Origin of the sequence: Sphingomonas baiyangensis, from assembly GCF_005144715.1 — a bacterium.
GTDB lineage: Bacteria > Pseudomonadota > Alphaproteobacteria > Sphingomonadales > Sphingomonadaceae > Sphingomonas > Sphingomonas baiyangensis.
Genome location: NZ_SWKR01000002.1, coordinates 2187926 through 2206751, shown reverse-complemented (window position 1 = coordinate 2206751; position 18826 = coordinate 2187926). Strand labels below are relative to the sequence as shown.

19 protein-coding genes are annotated in these 18826 nt (G+C 68.5%); 12 read left to right on the top strand and 7 right to left on the bottom strand.

Annotation, left to right across the window (positions count from 1 at the left end; translation table 11 throughout):
* The first annotated feature begins 39 nt into the window (after nucleotides 1-39).
* Nucleotides 40-1674, top strand: coding sequence for a helicase HerA-like domain-containing protein (locus FBR43_RS13950; protein WP_136943672.1), 1635 nt, complete (start codon nucleotides 40-42; stop codon nucleotides 1672-1674).
* A gap of 170 nt (nucleotides 1675-1844) precedes the next feature.
* On the opposite strand, the gene purC is transcribed toward FBR43_RS13950, so the two are convergent.
* From purC to FBR43_RS13930, 4 genes are all read right to left on the bottom strand, one after another.
* Entirely contained in the window at nucleotides 1845-2624 is a 780-nt protein-coding gene (purC, locus tag FBR43_RS13945; RefSeq protein ID WP_136943671.1) for a phosphoribosylaminoimidazolesuccinocarboxamide synthase, read from the bottom strand.
* Between the two features lie 72 nt (nucleotides 2625-2696).
* Nucleotides 2697-3896 carry a kynureninase gene (gene kynU / locus FBR43_RS13940; RefSeq protein WP_136944238.1) on the bottom strand — a complete coding sequence of 400 codons (1200 nt, stop codon included), beginning with the start codon at nucleotides 3894-3896 and terminating at the stop codon, nucleotides 2697-2699.
* Between the two features lie 2 nt (nucleotides 3897-3898).
* Entirely contained in the window at nucleotides 3899-4804 is a 906-nt protein-coding gene (locus tag FBR43_RS13935) for an alpha/beta hydrolase (protein WP_249276605.1), read from the bottom strand.
* 33 nt (nucleotides 4805-4837) lie between these two features.
* Entirely contained in the window at nucleotides 4838-5434 is a 597-nt protein-coding gene (locus tag FBR43_RS13930) for a L,D-transpeptidase family protein (protein WP_249276604.1), read from the bottom strand.
* A 439-nt stretch (nucleotides 5435-5873) separates the two neighbouring features.
* Between FBR43_RS13930 and rplJ the strand changes: the two genes are divergently transcribed.
* Together rplJ and rplL are read left to right on the top strand one after the other, a co-directional pair.
* Nucleotides 5874-6389, top strand: a complete 516-nt coding sequence (gene rplJ / locus FBR43_RS13925; protein ID WP_136943670.1) for a 50S ribosomal protein L10 — start codon at nucleotides 5874-5876, stop codon at nucleotides 6387-6389.
* Between the two features lie 52 nt (nucleotides 6390-6441).
* Complete coding sequence (rplL, locus tag FBR43_RS13920) at nucleotides 6442-6819, top strand: 50S ribosomal protein L7/L12 (protein ID WP_136943669.1); 378 nt, start codon at nucleotides 6442-6444, stop codon at nucleotides 6817-6819.
* Nucleotides 6820-6910: 91 nt separating this feature from the next.
* On the opposite strand, the gene FBR43_RS13915 is transcribed toward rplL, so the two are convergent.
* The 3 genes from FBR43_RS13915 to FBR43_RS13905 form a co-directional block, all read right to left on the bottom strand.
* The gene (locus FBR43_RS13915) at nucleotides 6911-8086 is read right to left on the bottom strand and encodes a PQQ-dependent sugar dehydrogenase (protein WP_136944235.1); all 1176 of its coding nucleotides are present in this window, start codon (nucleotides 8084-8086) and stop codon (nucleotides 6911-6913) included.
* A 61-nt stretch (nucleotides 8087-8147) separates the two neighbouring features.
* Complete coding sequence (locus FBR43_RS13910; RefSeq protein ID WP_136943668.1) at nucleotides 8148-9083, bottom strand: class I SAM-dependent methyltransferase; 936 nt, start codon at nucleotides 9081-9083, stop codon at nucleotides 8148-8150.
* Nucleotides 9080-10039 carry a fatty acid desaturase family protein gene (locus FBR43_RS13905; protein ID WP_136943667.1) on the bottom strand — a complete coding sequence of 320 codons (960 nt, stop codon included), beginning with the start codon at nucleotides 10037-10039 and terminating at the stop codon, nucleotides 9080-9082. The genes FBR43_RS13910 and FBR43_RS13905 overlap by 4 nt, the downstream gene beginning before the upstream one ends.
* Before the next feature lie 181 nt (nucleotides 10040-10220).
* On the opposite strand from FBR43_RS13905, the gene rimP reads away from it, so the two are divergent.
* The 9 genes from rimP to rpsO all read left to right on the top strand — a co-directional run bounded on the left by rimP (nucleotide 10221) and on the right by rpsO (nucleotide 18757).
* Nucleotides 10221-10766, top strand: coding sequence for a ribosome maturation protein RimP (rimP, locus tag FBR43_RS13900; protein WP_136943666.1), 546 nt, complete (start codon nucleotides 10221-10223; stop codon nucleotides 10764-10766).
* A complete protein-coding gene (gene nusA / locus FBR43_RS13895) occupies nucleotides 10766-12388 on the top strand; it encodes a transcription termination factor NusA (protein ID WP_136943665.1) in 1623 nt (540 codons plus the stop codon). The genes rimP and nusA overlap by 1 nt, the downstream gene beginning before the upstream one ends.
* Nucleotides 12389-12452: 64 nt before the next feature.
* Complete coding sequence (locus FBR43_RS13890) at nucleotides 12453-13154, top strand: DUF448 domain-containing protein (RefSeq protein WP_249276675.1); 702 nt, start codon at nucleotides 12453-12455, stop codon at nucleotides 13152-13154.
* On the top strand, nucleotides 13151-15862 hold the full coding sequence (gene infB, locus FBR43_RS13885; protein ID WP_136943663.1) for a translation initiation factor IF-2: 2712 nt from the start codon (nucleotides 13151-13153) through the stop codon (nucleotides 15860-15862). Before FBR43_RS13890 ends, infB begins: the two co-directional genes overlap by 4 nt.
* A gap of 3 nt (nucleotides 15863-15865) precedes the next feature.
* On the top strand, nucleotides 15866-16459 hold the full coding sequence (locus FBR43_RS13880; RefSeq protein WP_136943662.1) for a hypothetical protein: 594 nt from the start codon (nucleotides 15866-15868) through the stop codon (nucleotides 16457-16459).
* Between the two features lie 5 nt (nucleotides 16460-16464).
* Nucleotides 16465-16881, top strand: a complete 417-nt coding sequence (rbfA, locus tag FBR43_RS13875) for a 30S ribosome-binding factor RbfA (RefSeq protein ID WP_136943661.1) — start codon at nucleotides 16465-16467, stop codon at nucleotides 16879-16881.
* The gene (locus FBR43_RS13870; protein ID WP_136943660.1) at nucleotides 16882-17487 is read left to right on the top strand and encodes a thymidine kinase; all 606 of its coding nucleotides are present in this window, start codon (nucleotides 16882-16884) and stop codon (nucleotides 17485-17487) included.
* A gap of 2 nt (nucleotides 17488-17489) precedes the next feature.
* Nucleotides 17490-18473 (top strand): tRNA pseudouridine(55) synthase TruB, encoded by a 984-nt coding sequence (gene truB / locus FBR43_RS13865; RefSeq protein ID WP_136944234.1) that lies wholly within the window; start codon nucleotides 17490-17492, stop codon nucleotides 18471-18473.
* A 14-nt stretch (nucleotides 18474-18487) separates the two neighbouring features.
* Nucleotides 18488-18757 (top strand): 30S ribosomal protein S15, encoded by a 270-nt coding sequence (gene rpsO, locus FBR43_RS13860; RefSeq protein ID WP_136943659.1) that lies wholly within the window; start codon nucleotides 18488-18490, stop codon nucleotides 18755-18757.
* The last annotated feature ends 69 nt before the right edge of the window (nucleotides 18758-18826 follow it).

Genomic DNA, 18826 nt, shown 5'->3' with positions numbered 1-18826 from the left:
CATTATGCTCCGCTCCCTGACAGCCGGGGAGCGGGGCAGATGGCGGACAGCGAGCTATTCATCGGTGCGACGGCACAAGGCGCGCGGCAGGCGCTCGTACTCAGGCGTGCCAACCGCCACGGGCTGATCGCCGGCGCGACGGGCACCGGCAAGACGGTGACGTTGCAGGGACTGGCCGAGGGCTTCTCCGCCGCCGGCGTGCCGGTGTTCGTCGCCGATGTGAAGGGCGATCTGGCGGGCATGGGCATGGCCGGATCGCCCACCGCCAAGCCACATGCCGCATTCGCCTCGCGTGCCGCCGAGATCGGCGATGCCGACTGGGCGTATCGCGAATGTCCCGTTCAGTTGTGGGATTTGTTCGGCGAGCAGGGGCATCCCATACGCGCGACCGTATCGGAGATGGGTCCGCTGCTACTGGCGCGGCTGATGGGGCTCAACGAAACGCAGGAAGGCGTGCTCTCGATCGCCTTCCACATCGCCGACGACGAGGGGCTGCTGCTCCTCGACCTCGACGATCTACAGGCGATGCTCGCCGAATGCGCCGATCGCGCCGCCGAGATCGCCACGCGCTACGGTAATGTCTCGCGCGCCAGCGTGGGCGCGATCCAGCGCCAGCTGCTGCAACTGCGCAGCCAAGGCGGCGATCGCTTCTTCGGCGAGCCGGCACTCGACATTGCCGATCTGATGACTTGTGCCGAGGACGGGCGCGGCATCGTCAACATCCTCGCCGCTGACAAGCTGATGGCCAGCCCGCGCCTCTATGCCAGTTTCCTGTTGTGGCTGCTGTCCGAACTGTTCGAGACGCTCCCCGAAGTCGGCGACCCCGACAAGCCGAAGCTCGTCTTCTTCTTCGACGAGGCGCACCTGCTGTTCGACGAGGCGCCGCCCGCGCTGATCGAAAAGGTCGAGCAGGTGGTTCGGCTGATCCGTTCGAAGGGCGTGGGCGTCTATTTCGTCACGCAGAACCCCATCGACATTCCCGAAGGCGTGGCGGGGCAGTTGGGCAACCGCGTGCAGCATGCGCTGCGCGCGTTCACGCCGCGCGACCAGAAGGCGGTGCGATCGGCGGCCGAGACGTTTCGCGCCAATCCCGATATCGACGTCGCCACCGCGATCACCGAATTGAAGGTGGGCGAGGCGCTGGTGTCGCTGCTCCAACCCGATGGCGCGCCCAGCCCGGTGGAGCGCGCGCTGATCCGCCCGCCACGCAGCCGCGCCGGGCCGTTGAGCGAGGTCGAGCGGCGTATCCTTGTCGAGACCGATGCAGTTGGCGCCAGATACGACGCGGCGGTGAACCGCGAATCGGCGCACGAGCTGCTCACCGCCAAGGCGGCCGAAGCCGAAGCCGCCGCGCGCGAGGTCGCCGCCGATGCCGAAGCGGACAAGGCCGCGGCGCTCAAGGCGAAGGAGGATGCACGCATCGCGAAGGAAGCCGAGCGTGCGCGCCTCGCCGCCGAGCGCGATGCCGAGCGCCAGCGCAAGGCCGAGGAGCGCGCGGCGGCATCGTCGCCCTGGAACAAGGCGGTGACGTCGGCGACGCGATCGGCGTCATCGGCGGTGGGACGCAGCGTCGCCAACGAAGTGACCAAGGCGGTACTCGGCTCGAAGCGCGGATCGGGCGGGCTGGGCGCGAAAATCCTGCGCGGCGTGCTGGGGGGGCTGTTCCGGGGGTAGGGCGCGGTGGCGTGAGACGCCTATTGCCGTTCGTGCTGAGCCTTCGACGAGCTTAGGAGATCCCTGTCGAAGCACGGCCCTTCCTACCCGTTTCGAAGAACGGCACTTCGACAGGCTCAGTGCGAACGGGATGGGTAGCCGCGCAAATCCCACCAACGCACCGGTTGCGCCTATTTCCCCCGGCGCTTGCGATGCACCTCGAGGTCGAGCACGGCCGAATCGGCGCCTTCAGGGAGCAGGCCGAGCCGGCGCGCTACTTCCTGATAGGCCTCTACCTCGCCGCCCAGATCGCGGCGGAAGCGGTCCTTGTCGAGCTTTTCGCCCGAAGCCATGTCCCATAGCCGGCAATTGTCGGGGCTGATCTCGTCGGCGAGGATGATGCGCGAGAAGTCGTTGTCCCAGATGCGACCGAATTCGAGCTTGAAGTCGACCAGCTTGATGCCGACGCCGGCGAACAGGCCGGACAGGAAATCGTTCACGCGGATCGCCAAATCGGCGATGTCGTGCAGTTCCTCCTGCGCCGCCCAGCCGAAGCACAGGATATGCTCGTCGGTAACGAGCGGATCGCCCAGCGCATCGTCCTTGAGGCAATATTCGATGATCGTGCGCGGCAGCTGCGTGCCTTCCTCGATCCCCAGCCGCTTCGACATCGAACCCGCAGCGACGTTGCGCACGATCACCTCAATCGGCACGATCTCGACCTGGCGGATCAGCTGCTCGCGCATATTGAGGCGGCGCAGGAAATGCGTCGGCACGCCGATATTACCGAGCAGCGTGAACACATGCTCGGAAATGCGGTTGTTGAGCACGCCCTTGCCGCTGATCGTGCCCTTTTTCTGGGCATTGAAGGCGGTCGCGTCATCCTTGAAATACTGGATTAGCGTGCCGGGTTCAGGGCCTTCGTAGAGGATCTTGGCCTTGCCCTCGTAGATCTGGCGGCGGCGTGCCATGGCGGCGTTACCTTCAAGAAACGGTTCGCCCCGGCAGCACGGGTAGCGCGCGCCGGGGCTTGGACAGCGCGCCTATACCGAAGCCGGCCCGGCGGTGCAATCGGCGGGGGCGAGCAGCGCACCCAGCATCTGTGTCGCGCGTGCGATATCCTCGAAGCCCGTATAGGCGGGCGTGAGACCGAAACGCAGGACGTCGGGCGTGCGGAAATCGCCGATCACGCCCTGCGCGATGAGCTGTCGCATCACCGCCTCGGCCTGGGGGTGACGGAACGCGATATGGCTGCCGCGCGCATCGGCCTTGCGCGGCACGATGCACTCGAGGCCAAGCGCGTCGCCGGCCTCGGCGAACATGTCGAACAGTGCGGCCGACTTCGCCTCGAGCGCGGCAGGATCGACATCGGCCATCGCATCGAGCGCGGCTTCGAGCGCGCCCATCGCCAGCATCGACGGCGTACCGCTGCGCCAGCGTTCCATGCCGGCGCCCGGCGCATAGGCATCGGCGAAGGCGAACGGCTCGGCATGGCCCATCCAGCCCGACAGCGGGTTGCCCCATGCCGCCTGATGACGATGCGCGACGTAAAGGAAGGCGGGCGCACCGGGGCCGCCGTTCAGGAACTTGTAGCCGCAACCCACCGCGCAATCGGCGCCGGCGGCCGCCAGATCGACGGGGATCGCGCCGACGCTGTGGCTCAGGTCCCAGCAGACGAGTGCGCCGGCGTAATGCGCGCGGCGCGTCCACGCCCCCATGTCGAAGCGCTCGGCGGTTTTGTAGTGAACATGGCTGAGCAGCAGCAGCGCCACATCTCCATCGAGCGCATCGCCCAGTGCATCGCGCTCGACGACGCGAAGCGACGCGCCGGGCACGCATGCCACCGCACCCTCGGCGATGTGCAGATCGGTGGGGAAATTGCCCGCCTCGCTCAGCACCACGCGGCGCGCCGGATCATGGCGCAGCGCCGCGACGATGAACTTGAACAGGTTGACCGAAACCGAATCGGCGGCGATCACTTCCTCGGGCGCGGCGCCGATCCAGCGCGCGATCTTGCCGCCGATCCGCGCCGGGCTTGCCATCCAGCCCTCGGTCCAGCTGCGGATCAGCCGTTCGCCCCATTGGTGCTCGATCATGTCTCGTCCCGCATCGATCGTCGCGCGCGGCAGCGCGCCGAGCGAATTGCCGTCGAGATAGATCACGCCTTCGGGCAGCACGAAGCGATCGCGCAGATGGCGCAGCGGATCGGCGGCGTCGCGTGCGCGGGCTTGCTCGATTGTCATCGTCATCGGCCGAGCGCCTTCTCGATCGCCGTGCGGGCGGCGGCCCAGGCGGGGGTTTCGGGGGCCACGAGCTCGACATGGCCGGTGGCGGGCACGACGGTGAGCGTCGCGTCGTCGCCGGCGGCGCGGGCAGCGGCATCGAAGGCGCGCGGCAGGCGGATGGGGATGATGCGATCCTCGAGCCCGACGATCTGCGTATGCGGTACGCCGAGCGGCAGCAGCCGCGCGACCGAGGTGTCGGCATAGGGGTCGGCACGCCCGGTGCCTACCAGCCGGCCGACGACCTCGGTGCCGCAGCCATTGTCGCTCGCCGTGGCGGTGGCTTCGAGATCGGGCAGGCCACCGAGGCTCACCACATGCGCGATCGGCAGCGGATCGCGCGCCGCGAGCGGGCTGCCGGCGGGCAGGCGCGGGCGTCCCGCCAGCCACAAAGCCAGATGCCCGCCCGCCGAATGGCCGACCGCGACGACACGGCGGGTATCGAGCTTCAGCCGCGTGGCATGATCGCGGAGCGCATCAGCGGCAGCGGCAGCGTCGGCGAACGTACCCGGATAGCCTCCGCCCGCGCGATCGACGCCGCGATAGTCGATATTCCAGACGGCGACGCCGCGATCGCGCAGATCGGCGGAAATCCAGTTCATCAGGCTGCGATCGGCGATGCTCGTCGTCCAGCAGCCACCATGCACCATGACCACCACGGGGTGCGGCCCCGCACCCTCTGGAAGCCAGATATCGACCTTCTGATACTCGTCTGCCCCATAGGCGATCATTTGGTCGGGGGCGGGGCGTGGGCGATCGGTGAGCGCGAGCCAGCGCATCGGCGTGAACGACGCGGCCAGCGGTGGCGGCGTGCCGGCGGCACAGCCCGCGAGCGCGGCGGCGAGGAGGAAGACGAGCGGACGGATCATGCCGCCCGCCTTAGCCGGCGCGCGCGTGGCTGCCTACAGCGCGCTGAGGTCAGGCTCGGGCAACATCGGCGCGGCTGCCTCGGCGGGCGGAGGAGCAGGCTGGGGGCTGGGCGCGGCATCCTCGCCATAGAGCTCGGGGCGCCAGTTGCGCGTGACCGTCACGACATCGCCGACCTTGGCGATCTCGAACAGCCGCGCGGCGAACTCGTCGGGCACGCCGACACAGCCATGCGTCGCGGCGTTGGTTTCGACCTCGCTGCCGTGGATCGCGATGCCCGTCCAGGTGAGGCGCAGCATGAACGGCATCGGCGCGCCGTAGAGGTTCGAGATGTGGTCGCGCTTGCGCTGCAGGATGGGGAAGGTGCCGGTCGGCGTCGGCTTGTGATCGGCGCCGTAGAGGATGAAGGCGCGCCCCACCTCGACGCCGCCGCGATAGACGTGGAGCTGTTCGGTCGCGAGATCGACGACGATGCGCGTCGGACCGGTCGCGGTGGCGCTGTCGTCCCAGAGATACTCGCCGTGGACGAGCGGCGTTTCGGACGTGAGCGCGGTGCGCACTTCGGGACCCTTGGCCTGGGCGGCGGCGGGCATCGCCACCGTCATCATCGTTGCCAGGGCTGCTGCCAGCATCCGTGCGCGCATTTCAGTCTCCGCCGTCCGAATCGGGTCTTCCAAACGCTGTATCGGTCGGGCGCGCATTGCGTTCCAGTAGGTGATTCGCGCCGTCCCGATGCAGGACGGAGCGCCGCCCGGTGAAGCAATCGCGGTTAACGCGGCAGTGCGGCACGCAGCTTGACTTCGGCAGCGCATCGGCTAATGGCCCCGCTTCGCCCGCCACCGGCCCGTCCGGCGGCGTGCGTCCGTCCGAGACAGCGGGTGGGCCGGATCTGCCGGTCCTTAATCTCCCGCCGAGACGGGGAATGAGTTTCACCGATGCCCAGCATCGGGTCCAGTCGCCGCAATGCCGGCGCTAGACGATCATGCCCCTCGGACGAGGGAGCCGGGCGCCCGCCCGGTTTCCGACGTAACCGGGTCATCGTTTCGGTGACCCATTTTTGAGGAGACCGGCATGGATCGTTCGCAGAAGACCGACGCCGTCGCCGCGCTGAACCGCACCTTCAACGAGGTTGCCGTGGTGGTCGTCACCCGCAATCTCGGGATGACCGTCAAGCAGTCGACGGACCTCCGCAACAAGATGCGCGACGCGGGCGCCAGCTATAAGGTCAGCAAGAACCGCCTTGCCAAGATCGCGCTCGAGGGCACCGATTACGCAGGCATTTCGGACCTGCTGACCGGCCCGACCGCGCTTGCCACCTCGACCGACCCCGTGGCCGCGGCCAAGGTGGCGATCGACTTCGCCAAGACCAACGACAAGCTCGAGATCGTTGGCGGCGCGATGGGCAAGCAGGTGCTCGACGCCGAAGGCATCAAGGCACTCGCCTCGCTGCCGTCGCTCGATGAGCTGCGTGCGAAGATCGTGGGCCTCGTACAGGCACCCGCGACCAAGCTCGCGACCATCACGCAGGCGCCGGCCGCGCAGATCGCGCGCGTACTTGCTGCATATGCGGAGAAGGACGCCGCCTGAGCCGGCGCGTCCCAAGGCTATTCACTGAACCCGATACGAACTGGAGAACATCATGGCAGACCTGAACGCGCTGGTTGACCAGCTGAGCGAACTGACCGTCCTCGAAGCCGCCGAGCTTTCGAAGATGCTCGAAGAGAAGTGGGGCGTTTCGGCCGCCGCTGCGGTTGCGGCCGCGCCCGCCGCCGGCGGTGGCGCCGGTGCCCCGGCTGCCGAGGAGCAGACCGAATTCGACGTCATCCTGACCGGCGACGGCGGCAAGAAGATCAACGTCATCAAGGAAGTCCGTGCGATCACCTCGCTCGGCCTGACCGAAGCCAAGGCGCTGGTCGAAGGCGCGCCCAAGGCCGTCAAGGAAGGCGTGTCGAAGGACGAGGCCGAGAAGCTCAAGGCGCAGCTCGAAGGCGCCGGCGCGACCGTCGAGATCAAGTAATCTCGCATGTCGACGCGGCGTTCGCGCCGCTGCGATACAGGAAGGGCGGCTCCTTGCGGGGCCGCCCTTTCTTTTTGCGGTTTCCGGCGATTTACCGCGCGGGCGTAAGCCGCAACATGCGGCCCTGCGATCCGCGGCCGCCATCCTCGAGCAGCATCAGCGTCCCGTCGGGCGCCTGCTCGACCTCGCGGATGCGTGCGCCCATTGGCCACTGGTCGCCCTTGGTGGCCTTGGTGCCGTTGACGTCGACACGGATGAGCGCCTGGCTCGACAGCCCACCGATGAAGATGTCGCCCTTCCATTGCGGGAAAGCGCTGCCCGAATAGACGATGAGGCCGGCCGGCGAGATCACGGGCGTCCAGTTGACCTTGTATTTCTCGAGGTCGGGCCGCGTGTCGTGATTGGGGATGTTCTTGTCGGCGACGGGCTCGTTGTCGTAATGATCGCCGTCGGACACCAGGGGGTAGCCGTAATTGCGGCCGGGCAGGATGAGGTTGACCTCGTCGCCGCCCTTCGGACCCATTTCCTGCTCCCACAGATTGCCCGCGCCGTCGAAGGCGATGCCGAGCAGATTGCGGTGGCCATATGACCAGACGGCGGGATGGAAGCCCTTCTCCCGCAGGCCCGGATCGCCGGCAGGCTGCCCGTCGAGCGTCAGGCGCAGCACCTTGCCGAGCGTTGCCTTGGGGTCCTGCGCGGGCGTGAACTTCTGGCGCTCGCCATTGGTGAAGAACAGGTGCTGCCCATCGGGCGCGAAGGCGATGCGGCCCGAATAATGGCCGTTGCCCTCGACATAGGGGGTGGCGCGGAAAAGCACCTGCACGTTCTGGAGCGCGGGCGCCTCGCCCTCCTGCATCACGCCGCGCGCCAGCGCCACGCCCTTGCCGCCGGGGCCGGTTTCGGAAAAGCTGAAATAGACCATGCGGTTCTGCGCGAACTGCGGGTGCAGCACCACATCCATCAGGCCACCCTGGCCGGCGCTGTCGACGGCGGGAATGCCCGATACGCTCGTCTTGGTCTGGCCATCAGCGCTGACCAGCATCAGCTGCCCCGCCTTCTCGGTGACGAGCATGCGCCCGTCGGGCAGGAAGGTCATCGCCCAGGGCGCATCGAAATCGGCGACGGGCGTGACGGTGAAGGGAACGCCCGCCGCGTCGGTGCTGTTCTCGGCGGCGTTGGTGGGGGTTGCGTTCTGCGCCGCGATCGGCCCTGCATCTGAGCAGGCGATCAGCGTGGCGGTGGCTAGGGCAAGCGGTGCGAGGCGCATCAACGATCATCTCCGGGAGGGTTGCTCGCGGATGAACGCCGTCGCCGGGCGATGGTTTCGCCTACGTACCTTTTAGCACGACGAACATCTGCGAGGTACGCGCGAACGGCCGGCGCAGCATGTCGATCGCGCCGAACGCCGCGAGCAGCGGGCCGAACAGCGGATGTGCCGCCATCGGGCGTTGCCGCGTGACGCGTACCAGCCGCCGGCGCGCCAGCCATTCGAGCGCCGACACCGCCCAGAACGGCGCGCCCTGCGTCAGCGTCAGCCGCTCGATGCCGAGCCCCGCGCGCGTGGCGGCGGTGCGGAAGCTCTCGGGCGTGAACACCACCCAGTGGCGCGGCGCATGGAGGCCACCCCAGCTGTTGTGCCGGAACAGCCGCGCATCGAGACTGTCGTGATTGGGCGTCTTGACCAAAATGCGCCCGCCGGGCTTGAGCAGCCCGCGCACCTTGGCAAGCACCGCGACGGGATCGTCGACATGCTCGATGAGGTTGAGCAGCAGGATCACGTCGAAGCGCGCGTCGGTTTCATATTCCTCAATTCGGCCGAGGAAGAAGGCGTGGCCCGCGGCTTCGGCGGCGGCCTTGGCCGATCCGTCGATATCGACGACCTGCGTATGCACGAGGCGCGGCTCGACTGCCTTGGCCTGGCCGAGCAGCCAACCCGCGCCGCCGCCAACGTCGAGCGCGGCGAGCCGATCGCCCGCGATGCCGCCGAACAGCCGCGCGAACATGCGCCGGTCGAGCGCCTGCTTGACGCGTTCGGCAAGCGAGGGATCGCTTTCGGCGAAGCTGTAATAGGTATCGGGATAGATCTCGCCGAGGCGGCCGCGCGGCACCGGCGCGATCGACAGCGCGTCGCACGCGGCGCAGCGCCAATAGTCGAAGCTCTCGGGCGTCGTCGCATATTCGACGTCGCGGGCGCTCGCCCAATGCGTCATCCGCGTCGTGCCGCAGGCGAGGCAGACGGGCAGGCCGGCGGCGGGCGCGTTCATCGCGCGCCCTCGCGCAGCAGTTCGGCGAAGGTGCGCGCGTAGGTGGTGCGGCGCGCGGCAAGATCGGCGCGCATGGTGGTCTGCATGATGAACGCCTCCAGATCGGCGAGCCGGGTATAGGAAATCTGCGGTTCCAGATGGTGCAGCAAATGGCGGTTGAAGCCGGCGCCGCCGAAGATGCGCGCGAACACGCCATCGTCGAACAGGCGCGTCACCGCATCGCCCTCGTCGGCCATGCCGGGCAGCGCGCGATGTTCGAGCAGCTGGCGGACGGTCGCGAAGAACGGGAAGGCAACGGCGATGCCGCCGACCCAGGCGAGCGCGGCGGGCCATGCGCCGAGCGCCAGCATCGCAACGAGCAGTACGGCGTGGATGGCGATACCGCGCAGCAGCGGCACGCGCGATCCGCCGGCGGTGCTGCGTGCTTCGCCGCGACGCGAGAGGAACACGCGCAGCGCGTGGACGCCGGTGAGCATCTCGATGACGAAGCGCCGCGTCAGCGCGTGGCGATACGAAATCTCGGTATCGCGCTCTCGGCCCAGATGGCGGTGATGCTCGCCATGCGTCGCGCGATAGGCGGCGATGGTGGTGCCGATCTGCCAGCAGATCGCCCAGTCGGCGATGCGATCGTTGACGCGCTTCGACGCGGCGAGATTGAAATGCGCGGCTTCGTGGATGAACAATTGCAGATAGGCGACGAGGAAGCCCACGCCGATCGCGCCGATGCTTGCCGCGGCCAGCCCGGCGACGAGGCCCCCGGCCTGTGCCACCAGCACCAGCCAGCCGCAAAGCGCGGCATAGCCGAGCGCGATGTCGAGCCATGCACGGCCGTAGCGCGGCGTCAGCAGGCGGCGATATTGTGCATAGTCGCCGCCGGTTTCGGCGAACATGCGCTGCCGGAACGCGGCAGGCGTGAAGGGCGGCGCATCGGCGGCGACGATGGGGCGTTCGAACATGCGGGCCACGCTAGAAGCGCATGGTTAACGAAAGGTTCGCGCGCTGCTTGCGGCGCAGGCTTGCCCGGTGGGCGCACCCGCGCTATATCGCGCTTGCCTTCTCGACATCGCCAGACGCTGCCGAGGCCGGCCCCGAGGGGGTTCGGCAGCCGGAGGCGCGCAACCGATGGATTGCTTTCGAATGGCCGATATCGCCCGACTGACGCAGCTGATCGAACCCGAAGCGCAGGCGCTCGGCTTCGCGCTCGTGCGCGTCAAGATGTTCGGCGGCGAATCGGACCCGACGCTCCAGGTGATGGCCGAGCGGCCCGATACCCGGCAGCTGACGATCGACGATTGCGCCGATCTCTCGCGCCGCATTTCCGAACGGCTCGACGAGGCCGAGGCCGAGGGGCGCGACCCGATCGACCATGCCTATCGGCTCGAGGTGTCGTCGCCGGGCATCGACCGGCCGCTCACGCGCATGCAGGACTATGCCGACTGGGCGGGCCATGAGGCGCGCATCACGCTTGCCGAGAAGCGCGACGGGCGCAAGCAGTTCAAGGGCGACCTGGCCGGCGTCGAGGGCGAGACGGTGCGGATCATCGACGCGCAGGGCGTGACGCACGCGCTGCCCTTCGCCGCGGTCGAGGATGCCAAGCTCACCATGACCGACCGGCTGATCGCCGCCACCCAACCCCTTTCGGCGACGGGCGCCGACGAATTCGAAACAGAGGAACAGGACTGATGGCCACCGCCATTACCGCCAATCGTACCGAGCTGATCGCGATCGCCGATTCGGTCGCCAAGGAAAAGCTGATCGACAAGGCCATTGTCATCGAGGCGATGGAGGACGCGATCCAGCGCGCGGCCAAGAACCGCTACGGCGCCGAGAACGACATCCGCGCCAAGCTTGATCCCAATACCGGCGATCTTCGCCTGTGGCGTGTGGTCGAGGTGGTCGAGGCGGTCGACGACTTCTTCAAGCAGGTCGATGTCGCGCAGGCGCAGAAGCTTCAGAAGGGTGCCGTCGTCGGCGACTTCATCGTCGATCCGCTGCCGCCGATCGAGTTCGGCCGCATCCAGGCGCAGGCCTCGAAGCAGATCATCTTCCAGAAGGTGCGCGACGCCGAGCGCGAGCGGCAGTTCGAGGAGTTCAAGGACCGCGTCGGCGAGATCATCACCGGTGTCGTCAAGCGCGTCGAGTTCGGCCATGTCGTGGTCGATCTGGGCCGTGCCGAGGGCGTCATCCGCCGCGACGCGCAGATTCCGCGCGAAGTGGTGCGCGTCAACGACCGCATCCGCTCGCTCATCCTGAACGTGCGGCGTGAGAATCGCGGGCCGCAGATCTTCCTCAGCCGCGCGCATCCCGACTTCATGAAGAAGCTGTTCGCGCAGGAAGTCCCCGAAATCTACGACGGCATCATCGAGATCAAGGCGGCGGCGCGCGACCCCGGCAGCCGCGCCAAGATTGGCGTCATCAGCCATGATTCGTCGATCGATCCGGTCGGCGCGTGCGTCGGCATGAAGGGTAGCCGCGTGCAGGCGGTGGTGCAGGAGATGCAGGGCGAGAAGATCGACATCATCCCCTGGTCGCCCGATACCGCGACCTTCGTGGTCAACGCGCTCCAGCCCGCCAATGTCGCGCGCGTGGTGATCGACGAGGAGGACGACCGCATCGAAGTGGTGGTCCCCGACGATCAGCTGAGCCTCGCCATCGGTCGTCGCGGCCAGAATGTGCGCCTCGCCAGCCAGCTGACGGGCAAGGCGATCGACATCCTGACCGAGGCCGACGCGAGCGAGAAGCGCCAGCGCGAGTTCGTGCAGAACAGCGAGATGTTCCAGAACGAGCTCGACGTCGACGAGACGCTGGCGCAGCTGCTGGTGGCCGAGGGCTTCGGCGCGCTGGAAGAAGTCGCCTATGTCGAGCTCGACGAGCTGGCGAGCATCGAGGGCTTCGACGAGGACCTTGCCGCCGAGCTGCAGAACCGCGCCGCCGAGGCGCTCGATCGCCGCGAGGAGGCGAATCGCGAGGAGCGTCGCGCGCTGGGCGTCGAGGACGATCTGGCGACGATGCCCTATCTGACCGAGGCGATGCTGGTGACGCTGGGCAAGGCGGGCATCAAGACGCTCGACGACCTCGCCGATCTGGCGACCGACGAACTGGTCGAGAAGAAGCGCGTCGAACCGCGCCGCCGCAACGAGGATGCACCCAAGCGGCCCGAGCCCAAGGGCGGCATCCTTTCCGACTATGGTCTGAGCGACGAGCAGGGCAACGAGATCATCATGGCCGCGCGCGCGCACTGGTTCGAGGACGAGCCGGTCGCCGCCTCCAGCGAGGAGGACGCGGTTGCGGAACCAGGACAATGATCGCGCGGACGTAACCGCCGAGCAGCCCCGCCCCGAGCGGCGGGGCCCTGCGACGGCCGAGCCGATCCGCACCTGCGTGCTCTCGCGCGAGGAGGCGCCGCGCGCAGGGCTGATCCGCCTGGCGCTGGCGCCCGATGGCAGCGTGCATCCCGATGTGCGCGCCAAGGCGCCGGGACGCGGCGGGTGGATCGGCGTCGATCGCGCCACGCTCGAAGCCGCGATCGCCAAGGGGCGGCTGCGCGGCGGGCTGGCGCGTGCCTTCCGCACCGGCGAGTTCACGCTGCCCGACGATCTGCCCCAGCGCATTGAGGATCAATTGCGCCGCGCCGCGCTCGACCGGCTGGGGCTCGAGGCCAAGGCCGGCCACCTGCTGACGGGCAGCGACAAGATCGCCGAGGCGGCGCGCGCGGGCCGGCTGCATCTGCTGCTGCACGCCGCCGACGCCGGCGACGACGGCAGCCGCAAGCTCGCCCAGGCGTGGCGCGTGGGCAGCGATCGCGAAGGCAGCGATCTCAAGGGGATGACATTGCCCGTGCAGCGCACCATATTGTCGTTGGCGCTTGGCCGCGAAAATGTGGTACATGCCGGGCTGATCGACGCCCGAGCGGCGAAGCGGGTGAGCGATGCGCTCGTCCGCTGGCTGCGCTTTATCGGACCCGACTCCGCTCCCATGCCTTGCGAAACCGGCTCGCAGGGCGCATCGGCGTTTAACGACGATGCGCGCGGACCCGCCGGCACGAACGAAGGATTTGAAGTAACCGGATGAGCGACACCGACAACGAGAAGCCGAAGCTGGGCGCGCGTGCGCCGCTGGGCCTGAAGCGCACGGTCGAGACGGGCAAGGTGAAGCAGAGCTTCAGCCATGGCCGCTCGAACACCGTCGTGGTCGAGGTGAAGCGTCGGCGCGTGCTCGGCCGGCCGGGCGAGGAGCAGGCCGCACCGCCGCCCGCCGCGCCCGAGCCCGTTGCCGCGCCCGCGCAGGCCGCGCCGCCGCCGCCTCCCCCGCCGCCGCCGAGCAGCCTGCTCTCGCGCCAGGAGATGCAGGCCAAGCTGCTTCGCGAGGCCGAGGAAGCGCGCATGGCCGCGCTCGAGGATGCGCGCCGTCGCGACGAGCGGCTGCGCCAGGAAGCGCAGGAAGACGAACGCCGCCGCGCCGAGGAAAAGGCACGTGCCGAGGCCGAGGCGGCCGCTGCGCCCCCGCCGCCGCCCACGCCGGCGCCTGCGTCCAGCGATGTCGACGCTTCGAGCGCAGCCACGCCCGAAGTCGCTCCGGCCGCTCCCGAGCAGCCGGCACGCGCGCCCGCTGCCGAAGCTTCGCCGCCGCCGCCGCCGCAGCCCGTTGGCCTGTCGCTCGATCCCAGCCTGCCGGCACCGCGGCGGTTCAGCCCGGTGCCGCGGCCCGAGATTCCGCGCCCGCAGCCCAAGCCGCAGCCCGCTGCCGAGCAGCCCGCCGAGTCCGCGCCTGCGCGTGCGGCGGGTGCCGCACCCGCGCGTCCGCAGCCTGCGGGCACGGCGGCGCCCAAGCGCCCCGAGCCGCCCGCACGCCCCTCGCGCAGCGGCCGTCCCGGCGACGACCGGCGCCAGTCGGGCAAGCTCACGGTCAATCGCGCGCTCAACGACGATGGCGGCGCGCGTGCGCGCAGTCTCGCGGCATTGAAGCGTGCGCGCGAGAAGGAACGCCGCGGTCATGGCGGCCCGCGCGAGCCGCAGGTCAAGCAGGTTCGCGACGTCAAGGTACCCGAGACGATCACCGTCCAGGAACTCGCCAACCGCATGGCCGAGAAGGGCGCCGATCTGGTCAAGACGCTGTTCAAGATGGGCATGCCCGTCACGATGACGCAGACGATCGACCAGGATACCGCCGAGCTGCTGGTGACCGAGTTCGGCCACAACATCGTGCGCGTCTCGGCGAGCGATATCGATCTTCAGATCGACACGACCGAGGATGCCGAGGACACGCTGGCGCCGCGCGCGCCGGTGGTGACCATCATGGGTCATGTCGATCACGGCAAGACGAGCCTGCTCGACGCGCTGCGCGGCACCGACGTGGTGGCGGGCGAGGCCGGGGGCATCACCCAGCATATCGGCGCCTATCAGGTGACGCAGAAGGACAAGTCGCAGATCACCTTCCTCGACACGCCGGGCCACGAGGCGTTCACCGAGATGCGCCAGCGCGGCGCCAACGTGACCGACATCGTGATCCTGGTGGTCGCCGCCGACGACGGGCTGATGCCGCAGACGATCGAGGCGATCAATCACACCAAGGCGGCCGGCGTGCCGATGATCGTGGCGATCAACAAGGTCGACAAGCACGAGGCCAACCCGCAGCGCGTGCGCGAGCGGCTGCTCGAGCATGACGTGCAGGTCGAGGCTATGGGCGGCGAGACGCAGGACGTCGAGGTGTCGGCGCTCAAGAAGCAGGGGCTCGACGATCTGGTCGAGAAGATCCAGCTTCAGGCCGAACTGCTCGAACTGCGCGCCAATCCCGATCGCCCCGCCGAGGGCACGGTGATCGAGGCCAAGCTCGACAAGGGTCGCGGCCCGGTGGCGACGATCCTGGTCAGCCGCGGCACGCTCAAGGTGGGCGACGTGTTCGTCGTCGGCGCCGAGAGCGGCAAGGTGCGCGCGCTGATCGACGACAAGGGCCGGCAGGTGAAGCAGGCCGGGCCGTCGGCGCCGGTCGAGGTGCTGGGCCTGTCGGGCGTGCCGATGGCGGGCGATCCGCTCCAGGTGGTGGAGAGCGAGGCGCGTGCGCGCGAAGTCGCCGAATATCGCCAGGGCGTGCTCAACCAGAAGCGCACGACGACGGCGCCCGCCAGCCTCGAGACGATGTTCTCGGCGCTCAAGGACAAGCAAGCGATCGAGTACCCGTTGGTGGTGAAGGCCGACACGCAAGGATCGGTCGAGGCGATCGTCGCGTCGATCAACAAGATCTCGACCGACGAGATCCGTGCGCGCGTGTTGCATTCGGGCGTCGGCGGCATCACCGAGAGCGACGTGACGCTGGCGGCGGCATCGGGGGCGCCGATCATCGGCTTCAACGTGCGGCCCAATGCCAAGGCGCGCGAGATCGCCGAGCGCAACAAGGTGGCGTTCAAATATTACGACGTCATCTACACGCTTACCGACGAGATCCGCGCCGGCATGGCGGGCGAGCTCGGCCCCGAGGCGTTCGAGACGGTCGTCGGCCGCGCCGAGATCCGCGAGGTCTTCTCGGCGGGCAAGCATGGCAAGGCCGCGGGTCTGCTCGTCACCGAAGGCGTCATCCGCAAGGCGCTCAAGGCGCGCATCACGCGCGACGACGTCATCATCTACCAGGGCGAGATCGCGTCGCTGCGCCGCTTCAAGGACGATGTCGCCGAAGTGCGTGCGGGTCTGGAATGCGGCGTGACGTTCAGCCAGAACTTCACCGACATCAAGGCCGGCGACTATCTGGAGACCTTCGAGGTCGAGATGCGCGAACGCACGCTGTAACCGATGGGCGGCGGGGACATCCTCGCCGCCTTTCGGGCGCAGTCGCGCCGCGCGGCGCTGTGGTTTGGCGTGGGCGTGCTTTCGATCGGCATCGCCAACGCGCTGCTCGGGCTGGTCAGCCTGCTGGCGGTCGCGACGGTGGCTATCATCGGGATCGCGCTTGCCGGCGATGCGGGCGGATGGGCTTGGCGTGCGCGTGCGCGCGGGATGGCCGCTACTTCGCTCGTCGCGCCGATGCTCGCGGCGGCGGTGTTGATGTGGCTGGCGATCGGCCCGGTGTTCTACTGGTCGCACGTCGTGCCGTCATGGGTCCGGCTGCAACGCGAACGTCCGGCGTATGAAGCCGCTTTGCAGGGTGGTCCGCTGCCCGGCGGCATCGCAAGCGTCGCGCGCGAAGGTTCGCGATCGGCATTTCTGTTGCATAACGGTATGCTCGGCGCGTGGCGGGCGATCGTGCACGATCCGAGCGGGCGGCTGCGCGCAGCGAAGGGTTGGGGCGGTAGGCGCGTGCCGCGTGACATCCGCCGGCTGTTCGGCAGCGAGACGCAATGGTGCCAGCGGCTGGACGGCGCGTGGTTTCACTGCCATTTCGATTGAGGTCCATGAAGCATACCGACACCCCCGAAACCCGTTCGGTCCGCGTGCTGCGCGTGGGCGAGCAGGTACGCCACATCCTCTCCGACATCCTGATGCGCGGCGACGTGCACGATGCGACGCTGGCCGCGCACATGGTGAGCATTACCGAAGTGCGCATGTCGCCCGATCTGCGCCACGCGACGGTGTTCGTGAAGCCGCTACTGGGGCATGACGAGGAGGCGGTGCTCAAGGCGCTGCGCACCAACACCGCCTATCTCCAGCGCGAGGTGGCCGCGCGCGTGCGCCTGAAATACGCCGCGCGCCTCAAGTTCCTGCCCGACGAGAGCTTCGACGAAGGAAGCCGCATCGACGCGCTGCTGCGCGACCCCAAGGTGGCGCGGGACCTGGGCGACGAACCGGGCGCCGATGCCGGCGAAGGCTAAATGGCCAAGCTCTATTTCTATTATGCCAGCATGAATGCCGGCAAGTCGACGACGCTGCTCCAGGCCGATTTCAACTATCGTGAGCGTGGGCTGCATACGATGCTGTTCACCGCGGCGCTCGACGATCGCGCGGGTGCGGGGCGGATCGGCTCGCGGATCGGGCTCGGCGCCGAGGCGATCGCCTTCGAGCCGACGACCGACCTGTTCGCGGTGGTGATGGCCGAACATGCGCGGCGGACGGTGGGCTGCACGCTCGTCGACGAAGCACAGTTCCTGTCGGCCGCGCAGGTCGACCAGCTTGCCGCGCTTGCCGACAAGGCGAACATCCCGGTGCTCGCCTATGGCCTGCGCACCGATTTCCGCGGCGCCCTGTTCGAGGGCGCGGCGCGGCTGCTCGCGATCGCCGATTCGCTGACCGAGCTCAAATCGATCTGCCCGTGCGGTCGCAAGGCGACGATGAACCTGCGTGTCGACGCCGCGGGGCAGGCCGTGCGCGAAGGCGCGCAGACCGAAATCGGCGGCAACGACCGCTATGTCGCGCTGTGCCGTCGCCATTTTACCGAAGCGATGGAAGGCGGCCCGCTGCCGCATGCGGCGACGGCGTGACGATGCCGCACGGCTGGATCATCCTCGACAAGCCGCTGGGCCTCGGCTCGACGCAGGGCGTGAGCGCGGTCAAGCGCGCGCTGCGCGACGGCGGCTATGCGCGGGTGAAGGTGGGGCATGGCGGCACGCTCGATCCGCTGGCGACGGGCGTGCTGCCGATCGCGCTCGGCGAGGCGACCAAGCTGGCGGGCCGGATGCTCGATGCCTCGAAGACCTATGCCTTCACGATCGGCTTCGGCGGGCAGACCGACACGCTCGACGCCGAGGGCGCGGTGATCGCCACCAGCGAGATGCGGCCGACTGCCGCGCAGGTGGAAGCGGTGCTGCCGGCGTTCACCGGCGCGATCGAGCAGATGCCGCCTGCCTATTCGGCGCTCAAGGTCGGCGGGCAGCGCGCCTATGATCTGGCGCGCGCGGGCGAGACGGTGGCGCTGGCATCGCGCGCGGTGACGGTGTTCTCGCTCGGCATCTCTACCGAGCAGGGAGGGGGAGGGGGGCTGTCGTCGAGCGCAGCGCCTGCGGCCGAACCCCTCCACCACCAGCCTCCGGCTGGCGGTCCCCCTCCCCGTGCCGGGGAGGTTCTGGATAGCGTCACGCTCGTCGCCCATGTCTCCAAGGGCACTTACATCCGCAGCCTGGCACGCGACATCGCGCTGGCGCTCGGCACCGTGGGCAGCGTGACGACGCTGCGGCGGCTGAAGGCGGGTCCGTTCGGGCTCGAACACGCTATTTCGCTGGACATTCTGGGCCAGGCTGGTAAGGCCCGCGCGCTTGAAGACTATCTCCTGCCCTTGAGGGCGGGGCTGGACGACATCCCGGCTCTATCCCTCTCCCCCGACCAGGCAGGACTGCTCCGACAGGGGCGGGCATTGGCCGGGATCGCTGCCCCCGACGGCCCCTGTTTCGCGATGACCGACGATGTGCCGGTCGCGCTTGTGGAGGTTCAGGACGGGAACGTCCGCGTCGTGCGCGGCTTCAACCTCTAGTCGAAAGGAACACGATGTCGATCACGCCCGAGCGCAAGGAAGCGCTCATCCAGGATAACGCCCGCAATTCGGGCGACACCGGCAGCCCCGAAGTGCAGATCGCGATCCTTACCGAGCGCATCGTCAACCTGACCGAGCACTTCAAGTCGCACGCCAAGGACAATCATTCGCGCCGCGGCCTCTTGATGCTGGTCAACAAGCGCCGCAGCCTTCTCGACTATCTGAAGAAGAAGGATGCCGACCGCTATACGGCGCTGATCGCGAAGCTCGGCCTTCGCAAGTAATTCCGGGCGGCCCCGCACTTGCGGGGCCGTTTCGTATCCGGGCCTTGGCAATCCGGCCGAAGCCCGAGC